This is a genomic window from Paracoccus wurundjeri, assembly GCF_030678915.1.
GTDB lineage: Bacteria > Pseudomonadota > Alphaproteobacteria > Rhodobacterales > Rhodobacteraceae > Paracoccus > Paracoccus onubensis_A.
Genome location: NZ_JAUUTZ010000017.1, coordinates 65,678 through 88,019 on the forward strand (window position 1 = coordinate 65,678; position 22,342 = coordinate 88,019).

Consider the following 22,342-nt stretch of genomic DNA (forward strand, 5'->3'; position numbering starts at 1 on the left):
CCGAGGGATATCAGGCCCGGTTGATAACGGAACGGCAAACAGCCAGCCACCCAAAGCGTCATGCATCCGTCGTGAGTGGCAAGGGTGGCGTCGCGCCGGATTCCTCGAGATGCCAGATCGCGTGCCAGCGGGTATTCTGCCGCTCCAACACCAGGAAATTTCGTTCGGCCATGTAACGCTGCCTTTGCCCCGGTAACGGCAGGATGCGGATCGGATGTTCGGGCAGCGGCGCTTCACCAAGCCCGGCCAGCCAGCCCAATCCGCGCGCATATCCCTTGGAGGGCGCACGATGTGAGATGCCCGAGGCGACAAGCTGATGGATGCGGTTTTCCCCCACTCCCATCTCGGCTCTGGTGGCCAGATGTATCTCGCCTGAAATCGCCGTCACAGGGCTGTTTCTGCGCAGTCGCAGAACCTCGCGCAGCATATCGCGCCATTCCTCGCGATGCGCCCGGCTTTGCCACTGATCGCGCAGATCGTCCTCGTAATGCTGCATGCGCGGGATCGCCATCATCACCGCTTCGACCAGTGACAGACGCGGACCCAAAAGAGGTACACTGGACACCATCAGCACCTGCCCGCCTTGCGGTGAAACCTGCCGCAATCCGTGCCATCCCTCCGGCCCCATGATCCGGTGGCGCGTCCGCTCCGAGCGCAGATCGGGCGCGATAACGGTCAAATCCGGTAAATGATGGCACCAGCCCAGACTGCGCCCCTTGGGATCCATGAAGAGTTCTGGAATGTCTGCCTCGGTCGCGGCGTGCTGAAATAGCAGATACATCTCACGGGCGGCACGGAACAGCGTCTGCCCGACGCCGGAATTCATCCGGTTCTCCTTCAGCGAGCCCCATCCGTCGCAGATATCGTGATCGTCCCAGACCGACAGGACAGGGACCGATGATGCCAGCCGCAGAAATTCCGGTGCGGACATCACGCTCAGATAGCGCCGGGCAAAACCTTTACGCAGGAATTGCCGCAAGTCTTCAAGTTCCGCCGGCGACGCATGACGGGGAGCGTGATCGGGCCAGTCATCGGTCAGCTTATGGCCCCTGGTCACCTCATCGGCATAGATTTGATCACCACCCTGCAGCATCAGGCTGAATGCAGATTCTTCGTGCAAATCCCCCAGCCGCCGCCACATCGCATTCCGCTCGGACGGCGTGCGGCCAAGATCGCCTTCCTCTTCACCGTTGCATGAGACGAAAGCGATACGCATATCGCTGGTGACATCCACCTCGACGGCATGGAACCGGTCGTCGTAATCATAGCCGCCATCTTCGGACCCGATTGAAAAATCAAAGCGCCAGGCGGCGAAACCGGCCAGTTCACACAGCAAGACGGGTTTCACCTTTACCCCGGCTGCTTTCAGGATTGCCGGAGCACCCTCGGATATCGGCCGGATGACCAGAGCGGCCAGACGCATCCTGCCCCGGGAGAAGCCTCGGAAATACAATACGGGACCCATCGATCCCTCGAATTCAGCGGTCATTATGTAATTGTCTTTCCGTTGCCGGTCGCGTCTCAGATAAGCGTAAAAATCGCGATGTCGAGGCAGGTTCTGCCCGGTAACCAAGGCGTGATTGCAGTGCGAGGGTCACAGACCATTGTCCCGCTACAGGATACGGACGATCGCTTCATGCTGTGTTAATCTCGCAACAGATCGTCTTTCCCGTCCGGAAGACTCGGAAATAATCGACGGCTGGTTTGACATGCCCTACTCTTTTAGTCGAATTCTACATCTCAATCATATTTCGATCAAAACAGGTTTCGATCATGTCCCGTTCGCTCATGTTACTCTTTGCCGGTGCCAGTGGCATCGCCCTTGCCTCTGCCGCCATGGCCCAGTCGGAACAGGGCGTCGTCGTTTTGGATGCGATCACCATCTATGCGGATAACAGCGCTTCGGGAACGGCTACCGGTTATGTCGCCAGGGTCAACCAGATGGGAACCAAGACCGATACGCCGATGCTGGAAACACAACAATCTGTCACGGTCGTCACCTCGAAGCAGATCAAGGATCAGGGCGCCACGACTCTGGGGCAGGCCCTGAATTACAGCGCCGGCATCTCCGGGCAGCCCTATGGTCTGGATCCGCGTTTCGACGGGCCGATCATCCGCGGGCTGGGCGCCGATGAAGCGCAGTATCTCAATGGCCTGAGGATGGTTCGTTCTTTCGGCGCTCCGACTATCGAAACCTATGGGCTGGAACAGATCGAGGTTCTGCGCGGACCTTCATCAGCGCTGTTTGGTGCGAATTCCCCTGCCGGTGTCATCAATCAGGTGCAGAAGCGCGCGCAGTTCGATGATTTCAACGAAGTCGGGCTGGGCTTCGGCAGCAATGACAACGCTCAGGTCTTTTTCGACGTGAACCGCGCACCATCGGACAGTTTTGCGTGGCGCCTGACCGGGATCGGCAAAGACGGTGCGACGCAGATCGACGAAGTCACCGACAAGCGCGGCTATCTGGCGGCGGCGCTGCGCTGGCAGGTCGATGACGCCACGCTGATCGATTTCCTGGCCTCATATCAGAAAGACGGTCCGAAAACGCCTCCGGGCCTGTCTTATTCCGCCACGCAATTGGGCGATCCCGAGGATCTGCGCGATTTCTACGCGGGCGAAACTGGCTTCGACGATAGCGATCGCCGCATGACGAATATCGGGCTGGAACTCCGGCACGAATTCGACAATGGCTGGCAGTTGACGCAGGGCTTCCGCTATCAGGATGTGGACTGGGAATATGAGGGCGTGCAGACCCAGCAAAGTGGGGATCCCGGCACCCCTTATCTCATTCCCAGAAACGCGATCTCGCAGGTCGAGGATGCCACGACCCTCAATCTGGACACCAGACTAAGCGGAACCGTCACCTCGGGCGCGGCGGAACACCGGCTGCTATTTGGTCTGGAAGTCCGTCAATGGGACGGCTACGCCAGCACCGATTTCATCAGATTCCCTGATCTGGACATCCGCAACCCTATTCATTCAATGCCAGATGATCTGACGCCGTGGTATACCGGCATCAAGGATTTGGTACAAACACAGGTCGGCATCTATGCGCAGGACGAAATCAGCGTTGGCAATTGGCGCGGATCGGCAGCGTTGCGGCATGACTGGTCGAAGCAGACCGGGACCAGTTACACTAACTATGAAGGCGAAAGCAGTGCATACCGCAAAGATTCCGCCACAACCGGGCGTATCGGCCTTTCCCATGTCTTTGATAACGGAATTGCGCCTTATGTCAGCTATTCGACGTCGTTCTTGCCGCAGATCGGGCAAAATACCGGCGCTGACAGTGATGGCAAAGCCTTCAAACCGACGGAAACCGAACAATGGGAAGTCGGTGTAAAATATGAGCCCACCGCCTTCGACGGTTTTTTCACTGTATCGCTTTATGATCTGGAACAGAGAAACGCCATCAGCAACAAAACCATTTCCTTAGGACAGGACCTGGATGGCGACGGTGTCGAAGATACAAGAATCGACACCTATCAGGTCGGAAAGGTAAAGTCCCAGGGTCTAGAGATTGAAGCCACCGCCGAACTTACCGAAAGCTGGTCAATTCGTGGCGGCTATGCCTATAACGAAACCGAGATAATCGGCGGCGATTTCGATGGCCATGAACTCGGCAACGCGCCCAAGCACATGGCGAGTCTGTGGCTCGACCGTGATTTCGGCAATGGCTTCCGTGCCGGTGGCGGCATCCGTCACATCGGCTCGCGCTACGGGGACGACGCCAATCAGTACAAGATGAATGCCGTCACGCTCGTCGATCTCGGGGCCAGCTATACGCGGAACAATATCGAGGCATCGGTCAACATCACCAATGTGACCGACAAGGCCTATCTGGCAAGCTGCACCGCATTCAGTTGTTTCTACGGCGAAGGTCGCGCGGTCAACGCCAGGGTGAGTTACAAGTGGTAACAGGCAGAGCGGTGCCTGCCCGGCCCACTCGCCGCAGCTTTCTGACCGCCGCCGGCCTCGTGCTGGCGGCGGGTTTGCCTTTGCGGGCGGCCACGTCGAAACCCCGGCTGGCCGCGATCGATTGGGCGATGCTGGAAACAGCCGTCGCGATCGGTCACATGCCAGTCGCCGCCTGCGAACTGGTCCGTTACCGCGTGGATGCCGTACAGCCCAAGATCCCGGACCAGGTCACCGATCTGGGTCTGCGGGGCTCACCGAATTTCGAGCTGCTGCAATTGACCCGCCCCGACCTGATCCTGAATTCACCCTATTACACATTTTACGAAGAGCGGCTGAAAACCATCGCACCAGTCCTGACGCTGCCTTTCTACACGCCGAATGAGCCTCCGCTGGGCAAGGCTCTGAATGCATTGCAGGCAATGTCCCGGGCAGTGGAAGATCCCGGTGCGGGCGAACTTGCCTTGCACGACACTCAGGCTGCCCTTGATCGTCATGCCGCTGCCGTGGCGCGTTTCGCCGACCGCCCTGTCTGTCTGGTCAATATCGGAGATGCGCGGCATCTGCGCGCTTTCGGCTTCGACAGCATGTTCGGGGATACGCTGACCCGGATCGGGTTAAGCAACGCCTGGAGCGAAGGAACCAGATTCAGTTTCCTTGCCCCGGTGCCCATCGAACGACTGGCTGATATGCCCGACGCAAGATTGGTCATCGTCGGAGAGATCCCGCCCGAGGCGCGCCGAGGATTGTCGCGCAGCATCTTGTGGCAGGCATTGCCGCCGGTTCGCGAGGGGCGGGTTTACCACCTACCTGATATCAATGCATTCGGAGGCACCCTTTCGGCACTGCGCTTCGTCCGGTTGTTGGAGCAGGCGCTTCATGACGGGCCGACCGGCATATGAGCCGTCATCTGCGCATATGGCTGCCGCTTGCGGCAATACTTGCCATTGGTCTTTGGGGATTCGCGGCGCTTCGGTTACTGCCATGGCCGGAATGGCCCGCCCTGCCCTTCATGCCCGATCAGATGGATTTACAGCAAATCCTGCTGGCTTTCGGGTTGATGCCGCGCGGCGTGATCGCGCTTCTGGCAGGGGCGGGGCTTGGTTTGTCGGGTGCGATCCTTCAAGCGGTGCTGCGCAACCCGGTCGCCGATCCGACGACACTTGGCATTTCGTCGGGGGCGCAGCTTGCCCTTGTGCTGGCGACGATCCTTGCTCCGGATTTGCTGGCGGTCGGTCGCTGGCCCGTCGCCATGGCCGGTGCCGGACTGGCTGCCGGGCTGGTGCTGATGATCGGGGCACGGCGCAGTTTCGCGCCGGTCACGATGGTAATCGCCGGGATGCTGGTCGGCATGACCGCCAGCGCGATTGCCACAGCCGTCACCCTCGCGCAGGGGCATTACCTGCTTTCACTGGTGATCTGGAACGGAGGCGCGTTGGTGCAGCAGGATTGGTCGGGCGTGCGCTCGCTTGCCCTTGTCGTGACGGGCGGAGGGCTGTTTGCCGCCCTGCTGTCCCGCCCTTTGCATGTGCTGTCGCTGGGGGCGGAAGGCGCGGCGGGACTGGGGATGAATGTCGCGCTTGTCCGATTGATGGCGGCGGGGTTGGCGGTGTGGCTTGCCGCCACGGTCTCGGCCGAACTCGGCCTGATCGCGTTTGTCGGGCTGGCCGCTCCTGCCCTTGTCCGGACCGCCGGAGCGCGCGGCATCAAACCACTGCTGATATGGTCGCCGGTGGTCGGAGCCTTGATCCTGTCTGTCTGCGACGGTCTGGTGCTGACGATCGCAGGCGCAACCGGAGAGATGTTCCCCACTGGCGCACTGACCGGGCTGTTCGGCGGGCCGCTGCTGCTATGGCTTCTGCCACGGCTGCGCGGCTCCACCCCACCGGGAACCGAGCGCGCCGAGGGTCCGGCCCCGCGTCTTGCACATCCGCAACGGATCCTGTCTGGCCTGACTGTGCTGCTTACCGTGGTCGCCTTCATGCTGATCTGGATCGGGCGTGTGCCGGATGGCTGGACGGTGCTGGATTGGGAAAGCCTGAACGCCTTTTTGCCCATGCGCCTGCCCCGCCTGATCGCGGCGGCCTCTGCCGGGGCGGCGCTGGCGCTGGCCGGTGCGATGCTTCAGCGGCTGACCTCGAACCCCTTGGCCTCGCCTGAAGTGCTGGGCGTTTCGGGCGGCGCGACACTTGGCTATTCCGCAGCGGTTTTCGCTTTTGCCGCGCCGACCAGCCTTGCCCTTGGTGCAGGGGCGATGACCGGCGCAGCGCTGGCATTGGCGTTGGTAACCATCTTCGTCAGCCATCGCGATATGCCCGCCGAACGGGTTTTGCTGGCGGGGATTTCCGTTTCGGCCCTTGCGGCATCGGTCCTGTCAGCCATCATGGCGACAGGCAGCCCGCAATCATGGCAAATTCTCGGCTGGCTGAGCGGCTCATCCGCGGGAATCGGCATGCCAGCTGCGCTTTCGCTTGCCGCGGTGGCAGTTGTGGTATGGGCCGCTACTCTTGCCATGCGCCGCTGGCTAGCGGTTCTGCCACTGGGAACCGGTGTCGCCGCAGGGCTGGGTCTGCCGCTGGCGCTTGCCCGGCTGTCGCTGATCCTGCTGGCGGGACTTGCCACGGGGGCGGCAACCATGCTGGTCGGACCGTTAAGTTTCGTGGGCCTGATGGCCCCGCATATGGCGCGCCGCATCGGTTTGGCCCGCGCCGGAGATCATGTTACCGGCGCAGCTCTGATCGGTGCGCTTTTGATGCTCGCCGCCGATTTCGGCGCACGCATGGCGGGCTTTCCCTATGAATTGCCGCTTGGTCTTTTCGCCTCGCTGATCGGGGCACCATGGCTGATCTGGCTGATGATGAGGTCGAAATCATGACCGATACACTGTTTCAGATCGAAAATCTGGTCGTCGATGTTCCGGGCCGCCGCCTGCTGGACGATATCTCGCTGACTCTGCCGGCCGGACAGGTCATTGCGTTGATCGGGCATAACGGCTCGGGCAAATCGACATTGCTCAAAGTGCTTGCCCGGCAAATTCCCGCCCTTGGCCGGACCGAATTCGAAGGCCGCGCGTTACAGGACTGGTCCGCCCGCGATTATGCCCGTCGCCTGGCATTCCTGCCCCAGCATACGCCCCCGGCCGAGGGGATGAATACGCGCGAACTGGTCTCGCTTGGCCGCTATCCGTGGCATGGCGCGATGGGCCGCTTCGGCCCGCAGGATCACGAGGCGGTCGAACAAGCGATGACGGAATGCGGCATGAGCGCCTTTGCCGATCAACTGGTCGACACGATGTCGGGCGGCGAGCGGCAGCGGGCATGGCTGGCGATGATGGTCGCACAACAGGCCGGAACGCTGCTTCTGGATGAGCCGATCTCGGCACTGGACATCGCGCATCAGGTCGAGGTGCTGACCCTTGTCCGACGCATGTGCCACGCACAGAACCGCAGTGCCGTGATTGTGCTGCATGAGGTCAATATGGCCGCCCGTTTCTGCGATCACATCGTCGCGCTAAAGGGCGGTAAGCTGGCCATGCAGGGCAGCCCGGATGAATTGATGCGCGAGGAGGCATTGCAGGCCATCTACGGCTTGCCTATGCAGGTGCTGACCCGGCCCGACGGCCAGAAGGTCGCCATCCCCGCCTGAAACGAGGTCCAGATGCTGCGCGAATTCTTCTCATATTACCGGCCTTTCCTTGGGCTGTTCTGGTTGGATTTCGGCTGTGCAATCGTTTCGGGTCTCCTGGAACTGGTCTTCCCACTGGCGATCACGGGCTTTATCGACGTGCTGCTGCCGCAGGGAAACTGGACGCTGACGGTGATCGCAGCAGCCGGTCTGCTGCTGCTTTACGCGATCAACGCCGGATTGCTGACCATCGTCATCTATTGGGGGCACAAGCTAGGCATCAATATCGAGACCGAAATGCGCGCCCGCGCCTTCGATCACCTGACCCGACTGTCGTGGAAATGGTATGACCGTGCCCGCACGGGGAAGCTTGTCGCCCGCGTCACCCGCGATCTGGAAGAAATCGGAGAGGTCGCGCATCATGGACCCGAAGACGCCTTTATCGCGGTGATGACCTTTATCGGCGCCTTCGTGCTGATGTTCTGGATCCACCCATCGCTCGCTTTGATCGTGGTGTTTGTCGTGCCGGCAATGCTGGCTTTGGTGATCTTTTACGGCGGACGGATGACCCGGACATGGAAAGCCATCTACTCTCGCGTGGGCGATTTCAATGTCCGGCTGGAAGAGGCGCTGGGCGGCGTGCGCGTCGTGCAGGCTTTCGGGAACGAAGCGCATGAAAGCCATCTCTTTGCCGGCGACAATACCCGTTACCGTCAGGCCAAGCTGGATGCCTATCGGGTCATGGCGGCATCCTCGGCGCTGCAATATATGGGACTGCGGCTGGTGCAGGTCGTCGTGATGGTGGTCGGGGCGGGCTTCGTATTGGCGGGCAGCCTGACCACCGGCGGTTTTGTGGGTTTCCTGCTGCTGGTCAATGTCTTCTATCGCCCGCTGGAAAAGATCGCCGCCGTGATCGAGACCTATCCGCGCGGCATCGCCGGCTTCCGCCGCTATCAGGAACTGCTGGCCACCGACCCCGAGATCGCGGATGCCCCGGATGCCATCGAAGCCCCCGCCCTGAAAGGCGATATCCGTTTCGACCATGTGGGCTTCGCCTATGACGAGGGCCGCCCGATCCTGCGGGAAATCAATCTGTCTATTCGCGCCGGTGAAACCATCGCCTTTGTCGGACCGTCGGGGGCAGGCAAGACGACGCTGCTTGCATTGCTGCCACGCTTTTACGAACCGAGTTCGGGCAGCATTTCCGTCGATGGGCTTGCCCTGCCGCAGATGCGCCTGCATGGATTGCGCCGCCAGATCGGACTGGTCAGTCAGGACGTTTTCCTGTTCGGCGGCACGCTGCGCGAGAATATTGCCTATGGCCGCCTGAATGCCTCGGAAGAGGAAATCCGCGACGCAGCCCGTCAGGCGCAGCTGACTTCGTTGATCGAAGGCCTGCCCGAAGGTCTGGACACGATTGTCGGCGAACGCGGCGTCATGCTTTCGGGCGGTCAGAAACAACGTGTCGCCATCGCCCGTGCCTTTCTGAAAAACCCGCCAATCCTGATCCTTGACGAGGCGACAAGCGCGCTGGACAGCCAGACCGAACGCGAGATCCAATCCGCCCTCGATGCACTTGCCGTGGGGCGGACGACGCTGATCATCGCGCACCGGCTGGGCACGATCCGCAACGCCGACCGTATCGTCGTCATGGATAAGGGCCGTATCGCCGAAACCGGAACACATGCCGAGCTGATGGCAAAGGGTGGTATTTACGCGGCGCTTGCGGCCTGAGACATCCATCGACCCGGCGGATGGTGCCCGGCACCTTCATCCCGAGTCACGCCCCGCGCGTATTGCGTTGAATCGGAAACGCCGGTTATTTGCGTGTCGCAACGACCGGGGCGGGGCGCTGCCCGTCGGCGGCAGGTCTCTTGAACCAGTGGCGCGACCCGCCGGCGAACCCCAAGGTATTTGGACAAAGAAGAAGCAGAGGGAGTGGAACCGGACGGGCCGCGAAACGCTTCAGTCAGGCCAGGCTGCCCCCTGTCATTCCTCAGGCAGCAGGCATCCGCGCCTCAATCATGCCAGCATACCAGCTTGACCCGGCCGGAATTGCGTCATCATTGAAGTTATAGGCCGGATGGTGAACCATGGCAGTGTCGCCATTGCCGACAAAGATATAGGCGCCCGGACGCTCGTTCAGCATATAGCTGAAATCCTCACCGCCCATCATCGGCTGCATGTCGAGATTCACCTCGCCCGCAATCTCGCGTGCGACATCGGAGGCCCAGACGGTCGCCTCATCGTCATTCATCGTCACCGGGTAGCCGCGCTGGTAATCCACCTCGGCACTTGCGCCCATGGCGGCCGCAATATTGGTGGCCACGCGTGTGATCCCCTCTTGCAGCTGATCGCGAACTTCGGGAGCAAGGCTGCGGGCGGTGCCTTTCAGCGTGACGACTTGCGGGATCACGTTATGCGCAGTCGAGTCAGTCTGAACGACGCAAACCGAAACCACGGCGTTTTTCAGCGGATCGATATTCCGTGACACAACGGATTGCACCGCGACGATGATCTGAGCGGCCGTCAGCGTCGTGTCGATACATTCATGCGGTTTGGCGGCATGACCGCCCTTGCCGGTCACGGTGATCTCGAATTGATCGGCAGCGGCCATCATCGCGCCGGGTTTGATCGCGAACTGGCCGGTGGGAATGCCCGGCATATTATGCATCCCATAGAATTCATTGATCCCCCAGCGCTCGGCCAGACCATCCTTGATCATCGCCTCGCCGCCTGCGCCGCCCTCTTCGGCGGGCTGAAAGATGACAATGGCGGTGCCGTCGAAATTGCGGGTCTCGGCCAGATATTTCGCCGCGCCCAGCAGCATGGCGGTATGCCCGTCATGGCCGCAGGCATGCATCTTGCCCGGTGTCTTCGAGGCGTATTCCAGCCCGGTCTGCTCGATGATCGGCAGGGCGTCCATATCGGCACGAAGCCCGACCACCCGGCCCTTCGTGTCGGTCTTGCCCTTGATGACGCCGACAACACCTGTCTGGCCAATTCCCTCGGTCACCTCATCACAGCCGAATTCGCGCAAAAGTTCGGCAACCTTTCCGGCAGTGCGGTGAACGTCATAAAGCAATTCCGGGTTCTCATGGAAATCGCGTCGCCACGCGGTGATCTCGGGCAGAAGTTCTGCAAAGCGGTTTTTGACTGGCATGATATTCTCCTTTTACGAGCAGGATGCGACCATATTGCAGTTTGCGCAAGAGGCAGGAATATCGGATCCGGCCTACAGATCGGGACCAAGAACAATCTCCGAACCATCCGAAAACCGTCCGAAACGGAAGCGGGACAGGTCGAATTGCGTTTCCCCGCCGCGGATCAGATCGGCCATGACACGCCCCACGCCGGGACCGATACCGAAACCGTGGCCGGAAAGGCCGGTCGCGATGAAGAAGCCCCGGACCGGCGTCTCGTCCAGCACCGGAACCTGATCGGGCATGGTGTCTATCATCCCTGCCCAGGCCGCCCGTATCCGGGGACGACCGATTTGGGGAAATGCCTTGGCGAAATCGTCCTGAAGCTGCCTTAACCGGGCGGGATTGGGATCGGGGTTCAGGACGCGCATCGCCTCGAAAGGCGTGTTGCGATCCGCATCCCACCGCCGCGGCGTCGTCCAGGCGTCGGGATAACCGCGGGGCGCGAAAAGCTGTAACCGGGTCTGGCCGAGATCGCGGCGGATTTGCGGAAGATACTGGCGCAGATGCCGAAACGCGGATGGGCCGATCCAGAAGTCATGCGCCGTGCCGGGGGCAAGCGTATAGCCGCCATCGGCGCGACGGCGAAAGGCGAAAGCAGAGCTGGCCGCCGCACCGGACCAGAATTCGGGGATTGCTTCGGTTGCCGCTACGGTTCCCCGCACCGAAAGCTGCGGCAGGGACAGCCCCGCATTGGCCGCGAACAGTCCCGACCACGCGCCGCCGGCCAGCAATACACGATCGGCCCTGACCAGCCCGTCTTCCGTCATCACGCCCGACACCTGCCCCGCCGCAGTCTCGATGGCGCGGACCGCGCAATGTTCACGGATAGCGACCCCTTCACGTGCTGCCAGCCGCGCGATCGCCGGAACCGCGACGCCGGGTTCGGCCCGCATATCCGAAGCCGTGGTCAGGGCACCCTGCCATCCCATGTCGTTGGGCAGTTTCCCGGAGAGTTCCGATTTGCCCATGATCCGGCTGTCCAGACCATACGGAAGCGCGATTTTCAGCCATTGCTCGTATTTCGCAAGCGTGGCTTCGTCCGGGGCAAGATAGCTGACCCCGCATGTCGTCAGCCCAAGCTCGCCGCCGATTTCCTGGGCAAGCCTACGCCATAATTGCCGGGCAGCCAGCATGATCGGCAATTCGGCCTCGTCGCGCCCCTGCGCCCTGACCCAGCCCCAATTGCGCGAGGATTGTTCGGCAGCGATCAACCCTTTCTCGCACAGGACAACCGACAAGCCATCGCGGGCAAGATAAAGCGCCGTCGTAACCCCGGCGATGCCACCGCCGATCACAATGGCATCGGCAGCCTTGGGCAGATCGTCTCTGAATTCTGGCGGTGTCGCCGAAGAAATGGGCGGATCGCCCTTCATGAATGCGTCACCGGATCGACCAGCACACGATGCCCGGGCGCGACTTCCGCGTAAACCGATGGTTGCGCAACATGACCGATGGGATAAATGGGTGACGGGATCGGCTTGAATGTCAGATCCTCGCTGATCTTCTTCCGGCGCGGATCGGCAACCGGGACGGCCAGCATCAGCTGCTTGGTATAGCTATGCTGCGGGTTTTCGAAGACCTGAGCCCGGGTTCCCATCTCGACGATCCGGCCCAGATACATGACGCCGACATGATGGCTGACCCGTTCCACCACGGCCATGTCGTGGCTGATGAACAGCATCGAGATACCCAGATCCTGCTGCAATTCCATCAGCAGGTTCAGCACCTGCGCCTGAACCGAGACATCAAGCGCCGACACCGCCTCATCCGCCACGATCAGCTTGGGATTCAACGCAAGAGCGCGCGCGATGGCAATCCGCTGACGCTGGCCGCCCGACATTTCATGCGGGTAGCGGCGCATGAAACTTCGGGGCAGTTCGACCCGATCGAACAGCGCGGCAATCCGGTCTTCGCGTTCCGAACGGCTGCCGATACCATAATTCTGCATCGGCTCGGCCACCTGATCGTACAGCTTCATATGCGGGTCAAGACTGGCGAAGGGATCCTGGAAGATCATCTGCATATCGCGCCGCGCCTTGCGCAGTCCCGATTGCGACAGCGCCAGAATATCGGTGCCATCCAGATTGACGGTGCCGGATTCCGGTTCAACCAGACGAAGAAGGGAACGGCCGCAGGTGGATTTTCCGCAGCCCGATTCACCGACCAGAGACATGGTTTCCCCGGAATTGATGGTGAAGGAAACATCCTCAACCGCATGAACCAGTGCCGTCGTGCGACGAAGAATGCCACCCTTGACGGCAAAACGTGTGGTCAGATTGCTGACCGTCAGCAGTGGCCGGGGATCCTTTACGATAATCGGCTCTGGCTCGCCAAAGCTGCCGTCATGCATCAGGCGCAGCCGCTCGGGCGCGGGCTTGCCGGTCATCTCGCCCAGCCGCGGCACGGCAGCCAACAGCATCCTGGTGTAATCCTCGCGCGGATTTTCGAAGATCTGCTCGGCGCTGCCTTCCTCGACCTTGTCGCCGCGATACATCACCACAACACGGTCGGCCATTTGCGCGACCACCGCCATGTCATGGGTAATGAACATCACGGCGATCTGCTTTTCGCGTTTCAGCCTGTCGATCAGGGCAAGAATTTCGGCCTGAATGGTCACATCAAGCGCCGTCGTCGGCTCATCGCAGATCAGCAGGCGCGGCTCGCAGGCCATGGCGATGGCGATGACGACCCGCTGGCGCATGCCGCCGGATAATTCATGTGGATACTGATCAAGACGGCGCTCCGGCTCGGGGATACGCACCTGTTTCAAAAGCTCGATCGCACGGGCGCGCGCATCGGATTTTTTCAGGCCCCGATGCTCGATCAGCCCTTCAGTCAACTGATCTCCGACGGTGAAAACCGGGTTCAGCGCGGTCATCGGTTCCTGGAAGATCATGCCGATCATATTGCCACGGATATCCCGCATGACCGGCGTATCCTGTTTTGCAAGATCGATCGCCTCGCCTTTGCCGGTATCGAACATCAGCCGGCCGTTAGTGATGGCCCCGCCGCCAAACTCGACCAGTCTCATCAGCGACAGCGAACTGACCGATTTCCCGGAACCGGATTCCCCCACGACGCAGACGCATTCGCCAGGCTTGATGTTGAAACTGACATCCCTGACGCCGACGACGACGCCATCATTCGTCTCGAACTCGACCCGCAGTTTTTCAATGGAAACAAGAGGTTTTTCGTCCAGCATCCGCTATCCCCGGCCAATCGATCCGAATCGAGGCTAACGCGAGACCGTGGAATGTCAAAGCCGAACTTCGTGAGGCTGTTGAGGATAGGGCTTGCCATGACCCTCAGGATTGTTTGAAACTGACAGAATTCCGCAAGAACAACCAACGGCGCCAAAGACCGATGGAAAGCAGGGGAAGAAATTGATAAACTATATAAAAACAATATCTTACATCTCCTGCTTGCGCGCAGAAAACGCGGTAAATCACTTCCAACGGGAGAAAAATCATGAAACTGAAAACCATGCTTATGGGGGCGGCCGCGTCGATAGTCCTTGCCCCCGCAGCCATGGCGGAACGCGGTTCCGATGGCGAAGCGAATATCATCATGTGGCAGGCGCCATCCACCATGAACATGTTCCTGTCCAGCGGCACCAAGGATATCATCGCCTCCAGCATGGTGCTTGAGCCTCTGGCAGGCTTCCAACCCGACGGCACCCTGTTCCCGGAACTCGCGCAAGAGATTCCTTCGCTTGAGAATGGCGGCATTTCCGACGATCTGACATCGATCACGTGGAAGCTGAAAGAGGGGCTGAAATGGTCTGACGGCACGCCGGTTACCTCGGCTGATCTGGTTTTCACCGCCGAATATTGCATGCATCCGGAAGGCGGCTGCGCACAGCTTGCGAAATACGAGGGCGTCGAATCCGTCGAGGCAATCGACGATCTGACCGTCAAGGTGAACTTCACGGAACCGCGCCCCGATCCTTTCGCGGCATTCGTCGGCGGGCAGTCACCGATCATCCAGAAGGCCCAGTTCGAGAAATGCCTCGGCGCCGCTGCGCCTACCTGTACCGAGGAGAATTTCAACCCGATCGGCACCGGACCGTTCCGGGTCGTGTCGTTCAAGACCAATGACGTCATCGAATTCGAGGCCAATCCCGAATATCGCGACCCTGAAAAACCCGCCTTTGCCAAGCTGACCATGAAAGGCGGCGGCGATGCCGCAGCGGCCGCGCGTGCGGTCCTTGAGACGGGTGAATTCGACTATGCCTGGAACACCCAGCTTTCGCCGGACGTGATCGAGGGTATGGAAGCACAGGGCAAGGGCAAGGTTCAGGCGGCTTTCGGCAGCCTTGTCGAGCGGCTGATGGTCAATCTGACCGATCCGTCCTCGAGCCTGCCCGAAGGCGAGCGTTCGACGCTCGACAATCCGCACCCGTTCCTGTCTGACCCGGCGGTCCGTCAGGCGCTGTCGATGGCGATCGACCGTGAGTTGCTGAACGAAATCGGTTATGGTTCCACGGGCAAGGCAACCTGCAATCTTGTTCCTGCGCCCGAGGCATGGGCATCGCCCAATACCGACTGCATGACCCAGGACATCGAAGGCGCCAAGAAGCTTCTTGACGATGCGGGCTGGGTTCCCGGCGCTGGCGGCGTGCGTGAAAAAGACGGGATGCGCCTGTCGATCCTCTATCAGAGTTCGGTCAATGCCGTGCGTCAGGATTTCCAGTCGCTGATCAAGCAATGGTGGACCGAGATCGGCGTGGAAACCGAGCTGAAGACCATCGATGCATCGGTCTTCTTCGGCAGTGATGCGGGCTCGCCCGACACGCTGCAGAAATTCTATGCCGATATCGAAATGTTTGCCAACAACTTCGAAGGCAACAATCCCGAACCCTATCTGGCCAAATTTACCTGCGACAAGGCTCCGGGCCCCGACAATCAGTGGCAGGGCGAAAATATCGTTCGTCTCTGCGACGAAGAATATGACAAGCTGGTGGCCGAACTGGGCAAGACCGTCGATCAGGACGAACGCGGCAAGCTGGGTCAGAAGCTGAACGAGATGCTGACCAAGGATTCCCATGCAATCATCCCACTGGTCTATCGCGGCACGGCCTCGGCCGTCAGCAATTCGCTGGGCGGAGTCGAGTTGAATGCCTGGGATACCGAATTGTGGAATGTCCAGGACTGGTATCGCGTCAAGGAATAACGGCCTGACAGGGATCATGCAGCGATCTGCCTGCATGACCCGGCCATAAGAAGCGATCCGCGCAATGCGTCAGGAATCGCACAAGTCCAACCGGAAAAGGAAAAATCATGGTCATCAATTCGCTAAAGACAGGTCTGTTGACCAGCGCGGCTGCCGTTCTGGCGCTCGCCTCCAGCCCTGCGCATGCCGAACGCGGCACGGATGGAGAGTTGAACTTGCTGCTGTGGCAGGCTCCGTCGACGCTGAATGTCTATCTTTCGACCGGCGTCAAGGAAATGCTGGCCTCGTCCCTGATCCTTGAGCCTCTGGCGATCTTCGCACCTGACGGCGAGATCGTTCCCGCGCTGGCGCAGGATATTCCCACGCTCGAGAATGGCGGCATTTCCGACGATATGACGACGATCACATGGAAGCTGAAAGAAGGCGTGAAATGGTCCGACGGCACCGATCTGACAGCCGAGGACGTGAAATTCACCGCTGATTACTGCATGAACGACGAGGGCGGCTGTGCGCAGGCCGCCAAATTCGAGGGCGTGACCTCGGTCGAGGCTGTCGATCCGCTGACAGTCAAGATCACATTCGACTCGCCGCGCCCCTATCCCTATGCGGCTTTTGTCGGTGCTCAGGCGCCGATCATCCAGAAAGCGCAATTCGAGAATTGCACGGGTGCCCAGGCCGCGACATGTACCGAAGAGAATTTCGGCCCCATCGGTACCGGTCCATTCCGGGCCACCGGTTTCAAGACCAATGATGTCGTGACGCTCGAAGCCAATCCGGAATATCGCGAAGCAGACAAACCGGCCTTCGCGACCGTCACCCTGAAAGGCGGCGGCGATTCGACCTCGGCAGCGCGGGCTGTGCTGGAGACGGGCGAATATGATTATGCCTGGAATATCCAGCTTGCCCCCGATGTTCTGGAAGGAATGCTGGCGGCTGGCAAGGGCAAACTGGAGGTCGATTTCGGCGCAACGGTCGAGCATATCCTGCTGAACCAGTCCGATCCGTCCCCAAGCCTGCCGGAGGGTGAGCGTGCGACACTGAAGCATCCGCATCCGATCCTGTCGGATCTCAAGGTGCGTCAGGCCCTGTCCATGGCGATCGACCGGGAATTGCTGAACGAGATCGGCTATGGCGAAACCGGCAAGGCCACCTGCAACATGGTCCCCAATCCCGAGATTTACGCCTCGGATAACGACGATTGCCTGACCCAGGACATCGAAGGCGCCAAAGCTCTGCTGGAAGAGGCGGGCTGGACCGTTGGCGGGGATGGCATCCGCGAAAAGGACGGTGTGAAGCTGAAACTGCTGTTCCAGACCTCGGTCAACGCGGTGCGTCAGGACTTTCAGGCCCTGATCAAGCAATGGTGGTCGGAAATCGGCGTGGAAACCGAGCTTAAGACCGTGGATGCAAGCGTTTATTTCGGCTCGGATCCCGGCTCGCCCGATACGATCGTCAAGTTCTATGCAGATGTCGAGATGTATACCGATGTCTATGATGGGACCGATCCGGGCAGCTTCCTCTCGGAACGCTCCTGCGCGTCGATTCCCAGCCCCGAGAACCAGTGGCAGGGGGAAAACACCGTTCGTTATTGCGACGAGGAATACGAAAAGCTGATCAAGGAAATGGCCCAGACATCGGGGATCGAGGCGCGTGCCGAACTCGCCAAGAAGATGAACCTGATGATCACCCGCGATTCGATGACCCATCTGCCGCTGATCGCGCGTGGCCGGGTTTCGGTCAGTTCCAACCGTCTGGGCGGCGTCCATATGAACCCGTGGGACAGCGAATTCTGGAACGTGGCCGACTGGACCCGCGTCGAGGAATGATTCCGAGCCCGCCCGGCCGCGTTGGGGCCGGGCCATGTTGTTCCTGACACGTCAAAGAGGTTCCGGATGCTGAATTTCACAATGCGCCGTTTGCTGCTGGCGATCCCCACCCTGTTGTTCATTTCGCTGGTGATTTTCCTTCTGCTCGAGGCATCGCCCGGCGATCCCCTTGGGGACGTCCCGCTGACCGTGCCGCCCGAAGTCAAAGAAAAGATGCGCGAGGCGCTCGGGCTGGGGCAGGCATGGTATATTCGCTATATGCTGTGGCTGAAGCAGTTCTTCTGGGTCGAACCGCTGCACTGGACTGACAAGTTGCTGGGCACCTATTTCAGCGACGGGATGCAGCGGATCATCAGCTTCCAGTCGCGCAGTCCGGTCTTCGACGTGATCGCGCAGCGCGTGCCGCAGACGCTGATCGTCGTAGGCATGTCCTATATTGTCGGCGTGATGATCGCGATCCCTATCGGCATCCTCTCGGCCTATAAGCAATATAGCTGGTTCGATCAGGTGGGCACCTTTGTCTCGATGGTCGGCTTTTCGATGCCGACCTTCTTCACGGGCGTCGTGTTCATCATCATCTTCGGGGTCAAGCTGCAATGGTTCCCTTCGGTCTATGACACTACGCATGTCGTCACGGACTGGAGCAGTTTCTGGGTTCAGGTCCGGCAGATGATCATGCCGGTGACGGTGCTGGCGCTGTATAACGCCGCGCAGATCAGCAGGTTCATGCGCGCCTCTATGCTGGACAATCTGGGACAGGATTATGTGCGCACGGCACGTGCCAAGGGCCTTGGCGAACGCAAGGTCGTGCTGAAGCACGTGCTGCGCAACAGCCTGATCCCGGTAGTAACGGTCATCGCGCTTGGCCTGCCCACCGTGTTCGGAGGCGCGATCATCACCGAGCAGGTCTTCAAGGTGAACGGCCTTGGTCAGCTTCTGATCTCGGCCATCCATGCCAATGACATCCCGATGGTGCTGACGCTGACCTTCATCTTCGCCATCCTGATCATCGTATTCACCCTGATTGCCGATATTCTCTACGGCGTGCTGGACCCGAGGATTCGCTATGACTGATACAGACCGCCAGCAGGAACTGAACCGCCAGGAACTGACCGACGGAGCCGCCGGAGCGGCCGCCGCCACGGCTGCCCTGCCCCCGGACCAACCGCAAATCGCAGGAGGCGAAACCCGCAATCAATGGCGCGATGTCTGGCGGCAGTTTCGCAGTCACCGGGGAGCGATGGTCGCCCTGATCCTGTTCATCGGAGTGCTGCTCTTCGTATTGGCCGGTCCGCTGATCTGGACGCTCGATCCGACATATGTCGATATCCGCGCCCGAAATACCGGCTTTACCTCGGTTCATCCTCTTGGCACCGACCAGCTTGGCCGCGACATGCTGGCCCGGCTGATGGCAGGTGGCCGGGTCTCGATCTCGGTCGGATTGACCGCGATGCTGATCGCGATCTTCCTTGGCAGTACGATCGGCGTTCTTTCGGGTTATTTCCGCCGGCTCGACGCGCCATTGATGCGGGTGACAGAATTGTTCCTCGCCCTGCCGCTTCTGCCACTTCTGCTGCTGATGGTGACGCTGTTTCGCGAACCGCTGTCCCAGTCATTCGGTCCGGCAATGGGAATCTTCCTGCTGATCGTCTCGGCCATCGGTGCGACAAGCTGGATGCAGGCGGCGCGGATCGTGCGCGGCGATGTGCTTGGCCTCAAGGAACGCGAATTCATCCTTGCCGCCAAATCCATCGGCACCCCGCCGCGCCGGATGATCCTGCGCCATATCCTTCCCAATGTGATGTCTCCGATCATGGTCGCGGCGACGCTGGGCATTGCCACGGCGATCATCACCGAAAGCGCGCTGAGTTTCCTTGGCTTGGGCTTTCCCCCAGACTTCCCGACATGGGGAAGATTGCTTTATGACGCGGTGGATCAGATGGTACTGTATCCCAGCCGGGTGATCCTGCCGGGTGTGTTCATCTCGTTGACGGTGCTTTGCGTCAATTATATCGGTGACGGGTTGCGCGACGCCATGGATCCGCGGATCAGAGGACGCTGAGTCCGCCCGAAAGCGAGGGGAACATAAATGGACAGATATGTGATCTGGCATAATCCGAAATGCTCGACATCGCGCTTCGTGCTGAATGCGCTGCGCGAGGCCGAGCTGGACCCCGAGATACGCAACTATCTGTCCGACCCGCCGTCGCCTGCGGAACTGCAAGAGGCACTGCAATCGCTGCATATCGGCGCCCGCCAGTTGTTGCGTCAAAAGAATACGCCCTATCACGATCTTGGTCTGGACGATCCGTCGCTTTCCGATGACGCGCTTATTGCGGCGATGGCCGAACATCCTGTGCTGATTGAACGTCCGGTCGTGTTCTCGCCCAAAGGCGCAAAGCTTTGCCGCCCCAAGGAAACCGTGTTGGATCTGATCTGACCAATCATGACGAACCGCCAGCCCTCCATGGCCACGCTGATGGCCGCCCTGCCAGAGATCCGTAACGCGCCGACAAATCACGGCCCGATCCGCTATCTGTGCCACAGGCCGGATTTCGGACAACGCGATTTCGTCAGCGAACTGACACTGACCGTCAAGCAGGGTATCCCCGGCGAAAGATGGATGCGCCACCCCTGGATGCGTTTGCCCGACGGCAGCCCCGACCCGGCGATTCAGGTCTCGATCCTGCCCGCGCGGGTCTGCGATCTGGTCTGGCAGCCGGGCGATGTCTCTCCCCATCCCGGCGATTCCATCGTCGCCGATCTCGAGACCAGTCTGGACAATCTTCCCACCGGCAGCCTAATCGGCGCAGGCGACGCGGTCTTGCAGGTCTCGGCAGTCTTCAACGACGCCTGCGTCAAATGGCGGAAGCGCTATGGCGAGGATGCCTTGCGCTGGGTCAGAGCAGAAGGCCACCCGCATTTGAGATTGCGCGGCATCCTCTGCGCGATCACACAGGATGGCGTGGTCCGCGCCGACGACCGGCTAAGAGTTCTGCGGCGCGGGTATTGACGCGATGAATCTTATATCAACCACAAGACATAACCGATCAGTGTCAGAAAGACCGTCAAACTGATCGCAGACAATGCCAACGCCATCCTTACCCTGCCATAGAAAGCCAGTGCGGTAGCTGTCAGCTGCCCGAAGATCAGCAAAGGAATGCCGCCATTCAGCGATATCAGATAGAGTGACCGCGCTTGATTTGCTTTTTCACGATCTTCGGGCCATTGATGAAACCCCATCCCTAGCGGCGACATATACCAGAAAAAGATCAGCGGAATCGATATGACGATCAGCAGAGCAAGCGTCAGGATCATGCAGGCGCGCATGGTCGAGACAGGCTGGATTTTGCCCGCAATCCTGTTTGTGGGTTGTGTCGCGCGGGGTTCTTTCATAGGGGCGTTTCCCGCATATTCACCATCACTGGATATCAAAGGAGCCTAGCGATGATTCCTTCACAAATGCAAGCGATGGTTCTGACCCGTCACGGCGGGATCGACGCGCTGGAATGGCGGACCGATTATCCGGTACCCCAGCCGAAAGCCGGAGAGGTTCTGGTCCGCATCACCGCCACTGCCAAGAACAATACCGATCGCAAGGTGCGCGAGGGCCTTTATGCCACTCATGACACCGGTGAGGCGACCAGCTTCCAGATGGCGGGCGACACGCTGCGCTTTCCGCGCATTCAGGGAGCGGATGTGGTCGGGCGTGTGGTTGCCGTGGGAGATGGCGTCGACCCTCGCCGGATCGGACAACGCGGCCTGCTGGACTTCAACATCTACCGCAGCAAGGAGCCACATCTGAACCTGACGCCGGATTATTACGGACATGGCGCGGATGGCGGCTTTGCCGAATACGGAGTTTTCCCCTCTGCGCAGTTTCATCACGTCCCGAATGACAACCTGTCGGATGCCGAACTCGCCAGCCTTGGCATGTGCTCGTGGCAGACGGGATATCATATGCTGACCTCGGCCAGCGTAAGCAGGGGCGAGCATGTGCTGATCACCGGCGCCTCGGGCGGGGTGGGCTCGGCGCTGATTCAGCTTTGCCGGGTGATCGGGGCAGTGCCGCATGCGATCTCGGGTCCCGGCAAGGACAAGGTCTTGCGCGATTTGGGAGCCGAGACGGTAATCGACCGCATGGCGGTGACCGATTGGGCCAGGGATATCGCGCAGGCGGTGGGCGGGCATGAGATCGACGCGGTCATGGATTTGGTCGGCGGCGATATCACGCCGGGACTGATCGATGCGATGTGCCGCGATCTGGGAACGCGCCGGACGCCTCCGCGATTGTCCATCGCCGGAGCGTCTGCGGGAAATGTCACGCCAATCCTGTGGACACAGATTTATCTCAATCAGGTGCAGATTTTTGGCGTCTCGCATGGAACGCAAGCCGAGGCGCAGCAATTGATCGACTGGATACGCGCGGATCGGCTGCGCCCGGTTCTTGCGGGCACGATGAAACTGTCGGAACTGCATGAAGCAGAGCGGCTTTTCGTAGAGCGCGGCACGGATTTTCTGGGCAAGCTGGTGATCGTCCCGAATGCGGAATGGGATCAGCACGGCGCGGCGCACGCCTTGCGACGTTAGACATTCGGT

Annotated in this window: 17 protein-coding genes; 12 read left to right on the forward strand and 5 right to left on the reverse strand. The window is 60.3% G+C overall.

Annotation, left to right across the window (positions count from 1 at the left end; all coding sequences use genetic code 11):
- Nucleotides 1-58 precede the first annotated feature (58 nt).
- The gene (locus Q0601_RS16385) at nt 59-1,489 is read right to left on the reverse strand and encodes an alkaline phosphatase D family protein (RefSeq protein WP_305290941.1); all 1,431 of its coding nucleotides are present in this window, start codon (nt 1,487-1,489) and stop codon (nt 59-61) included.
- Nucleotides 1,490-1,773: 284 nt separating this feature from the next.
- On the opposite strand from Q0601_RS16385, the gene Q0601_RS16390 reads away from it, so the two are divergent.
- Genes Q0601_RS16390 through Q0601_RS16410 form a run of 5 tightly spaced genes read left to right on the forward strand, consistent with a single transcriptional unit; the run spans nt 1,774 to nt 9,273 of the window.
- Complete coding sequence (locus Q0601_RS16390; protein ID WP_305290943.1) at nt 1,774-3,918, forward strand: TonB-dependent siderophore receptor; 2,145 nt, start codon at nt 1,774-1,776, stop codon at nt 3,916-3,918.
- Nucleotides 3,912-4,817, forward strand: coding sequence for an ABC transporter substrate-binding protein (locus tag Q0601_RS16395; protein ID WP_305290944.1), 906 nt, complete (start codon nt 3,912-3,914; stop codon nt 4,815-4,817). Before Q0601_RS16390 ends, Q0601_RS16395 begins: the two co-directional genes overlap by 7 nt.
- Entirely contained in the window at nt 4,814-6,790 is a 1,977-nt protein-coding gene (gene fhuB, locus Q0601_RS16400) for a Fe(3+)-hydroxamate ABC transporter permease FhuB (protein WP_305290945.1), read from the forward strand. The genes Q0601_RS16395 and fhuB overlap by 4 nt, the downstream gene beginning before the upstream one ends.
- Nucleotides 6,787-7,560, forward strand: a complete 774-nt coding sequence (locus Q0601_RS16405) for an ABC transporter ATP-binding protein (RefSeq protein WP_305290947.1) — start codon at nt 6,787-6,789, stop codon at nt 7,558-7,560. The genes fhuB and Q0601_RS16405 overlap by 4 nt, the downstream gene beginning before the upstream one ends.
- A 12-nt stretch (nt 7,561-7,572) precedes the next feature.
- Complete coding sequence (locus tag Q0601_RS16410) at nt 7,573-9,273, forward strand: ABC transporter ATP-binding protein (protein WP_305290948.1); 1,701 nt, start codon at nt 7,573-7,575, stop codon at nt 9,271-9,273.
- Nucleotides 9,274-9,535: 262 nt separating this feature from the next.
- Here Q0601_RS16410 and Q0601_RS16415 read toward each other — a convergent pair whose 3' ends face one another.
- The 3 genes from Q0601_RS16415 to Q0601_RS16425 all read right to left on the reverse strand — a co-directional run bounded on the left by Q0601_RS16415 (nt 9,536) and on the right by Q0601_RS16425 (nt 13,947).
- On the reverse strand, nt 9,536-10,702 hold the full coding sequence (locus tag Q0601_RS16415; RefSeq protein ID WP_305290949.1) for a M20 aminoacylase family protein: 1,167 nt from the start codon (nt 10,700-10,702) through the stop codon (nt 9,536-9,538).
- A gap of 72 nt (nt 10,703-10,774) precedes the next feature.
- Complete coding sequence (locus Q0601_RS16420) at nt 10,775-12,118, reverse strand: NAD(P)/FAD-dependent oxidoreductase (protein WP_305290950.1); 1,344 nt, start codon at nt 12,116-12,118, stop codon at nt 10,775-10,777.
- Nucleotides 12,115-13,947, reverse strand: coding sequence for an ABC transporter ATP-binding protein (locus Q0601_RS16425; protein WP_305290951.1), 1,833 nt, complete (start codon nt 13,945-13,947; stop codon nt 12,115-12,117). The genes Q0601_RS16420 and Q0601_RS16425 overlap by 4 nt, the downstream gene beginning before the upstream one ends.
- A 266-nt stretch (nt 13,948-14,213) precedes the next feature.
- Between Q0601_RS16425 and Q0601_RS16430 the strand changes: the two genes are divergently transcribed.
- The 6 genes from Q0601_RS16430 (at nt 14,214) to Q0601_RS16455 (ending at nt 20,756) form a co-directional block, all read left to right on the forward strand.
- The gene (locus tag Q0601_RS16430) at nt 14,214-15,917 is read left to right on the forward strand and encodes a peptide ABC transporter substrate-binding protein (protein ID WP_305290952.1); all 1,704 of its coding nucleotides are present in this window, start codon (nt 14,214-14,216) and stop codon (nt 15,915-15,917) included.
- A 107-nt stretch (nt 15,918-16,024) separates the two neighbouring features.
- On the forward strand, nt 16,025-17,743 hold the full coding sequence (locus Q0601_RS16435) for a peptide ABC transporter substrate-binding protein (protein WP_305290953.1): 1,719 nt from the start codon (nt 16,025-16,027) through the stop codon (nt 17,741-17,743).
- Between the two features lie 66 nt (nt 17,744-17,809).
- The gene (locus tag Q0601_RS16440) at nt 17,810-18,817 is read left to right on the forward strand and encodes an ABC transporter permease (RefSeq protein ID WP_305290954.1); all 1,008 of its coding nucleotides are present in this window, start codon (nt 17,810-17,812) and stop codon (nt 18,815-18,817) included.
- Complete coding sequence (locus tag Q0601_RS16445) at nt 18,810-19,805, forward strand: ABC transporter permease (protein ID WP_305290955.1); 996 nt, start codon at nt 18,810-18,812, stop codon at nt 19,803-19,805. Before Q0601_RS16440 ends, Q0601_RS16445 begins: the two co-directional genes overlap by 8 nt.
- Nucleotides 19,806-19,832: 27 nt before the next feature.
- The gene (gene arsC, locus Q0601_RS16450) at nt 19,833-20,183 is read left to right on the forward strand and encodes an arsenate reductase (glutaredoxin) (RefSeq protein WP_305290956.1); all 351 of its coding nucleotides are present in this window, start codon (nt 19,833-19,835) and stop codon (nt 20,181-20,183) included.
- A 6-nt stretch (nt 20,184-20,189) separates the two neighbouring features.
- Nucleotides 20,190-20,756 carry an MOSC domain-containing protein gene (locus tag Q0601_RS16455; RefSeq protein ID WP_305290958.1) on the forward strand — a complete coding sequence of 189 codons (567 nt, stop codon included), beginning with the start codon at nt 20,190-20,192 and terminating at the stop codon, nt 20,754-20,756.
- Nucleotides 20,757-20,767: 11 nt separating this feature from the next.
- Here Q0601_RS16455 and Q0601_RS16460 read toward each other — a convergent pair whose 3' ends face one another.
- Nucleotides 20,768-21,139 (reverse strand): hypothetical protein, encoded by a 372-nt coding sequence (locus tag Q0601_RS16460; protein ID WP_305290959.1) that lies wholly within the window; start codon nt 21,137-21,139, stop codon nt 20,768-20,770.
- 51 nt (nt 21,140-21,190) lie between these two features.
- Between Q0601_RS16460 and Q0601_RS16465 the strand changes: the two genes are divergently transcribed.
- On the forward strand, nt 21,191-22,333 hold the full coding sequence (locus Q0601_RS16465) for an alcohol dehydrogenase catalytic domain-containing protein (RefSeq protein WP_305290960.1): 1,143 nt from the start codon (nt 21,191-21,193) through the stop codon (nt 22,331-22,333).
- Nucleotides 22,334-22,342: the final 9 nt, after the last annotated feature.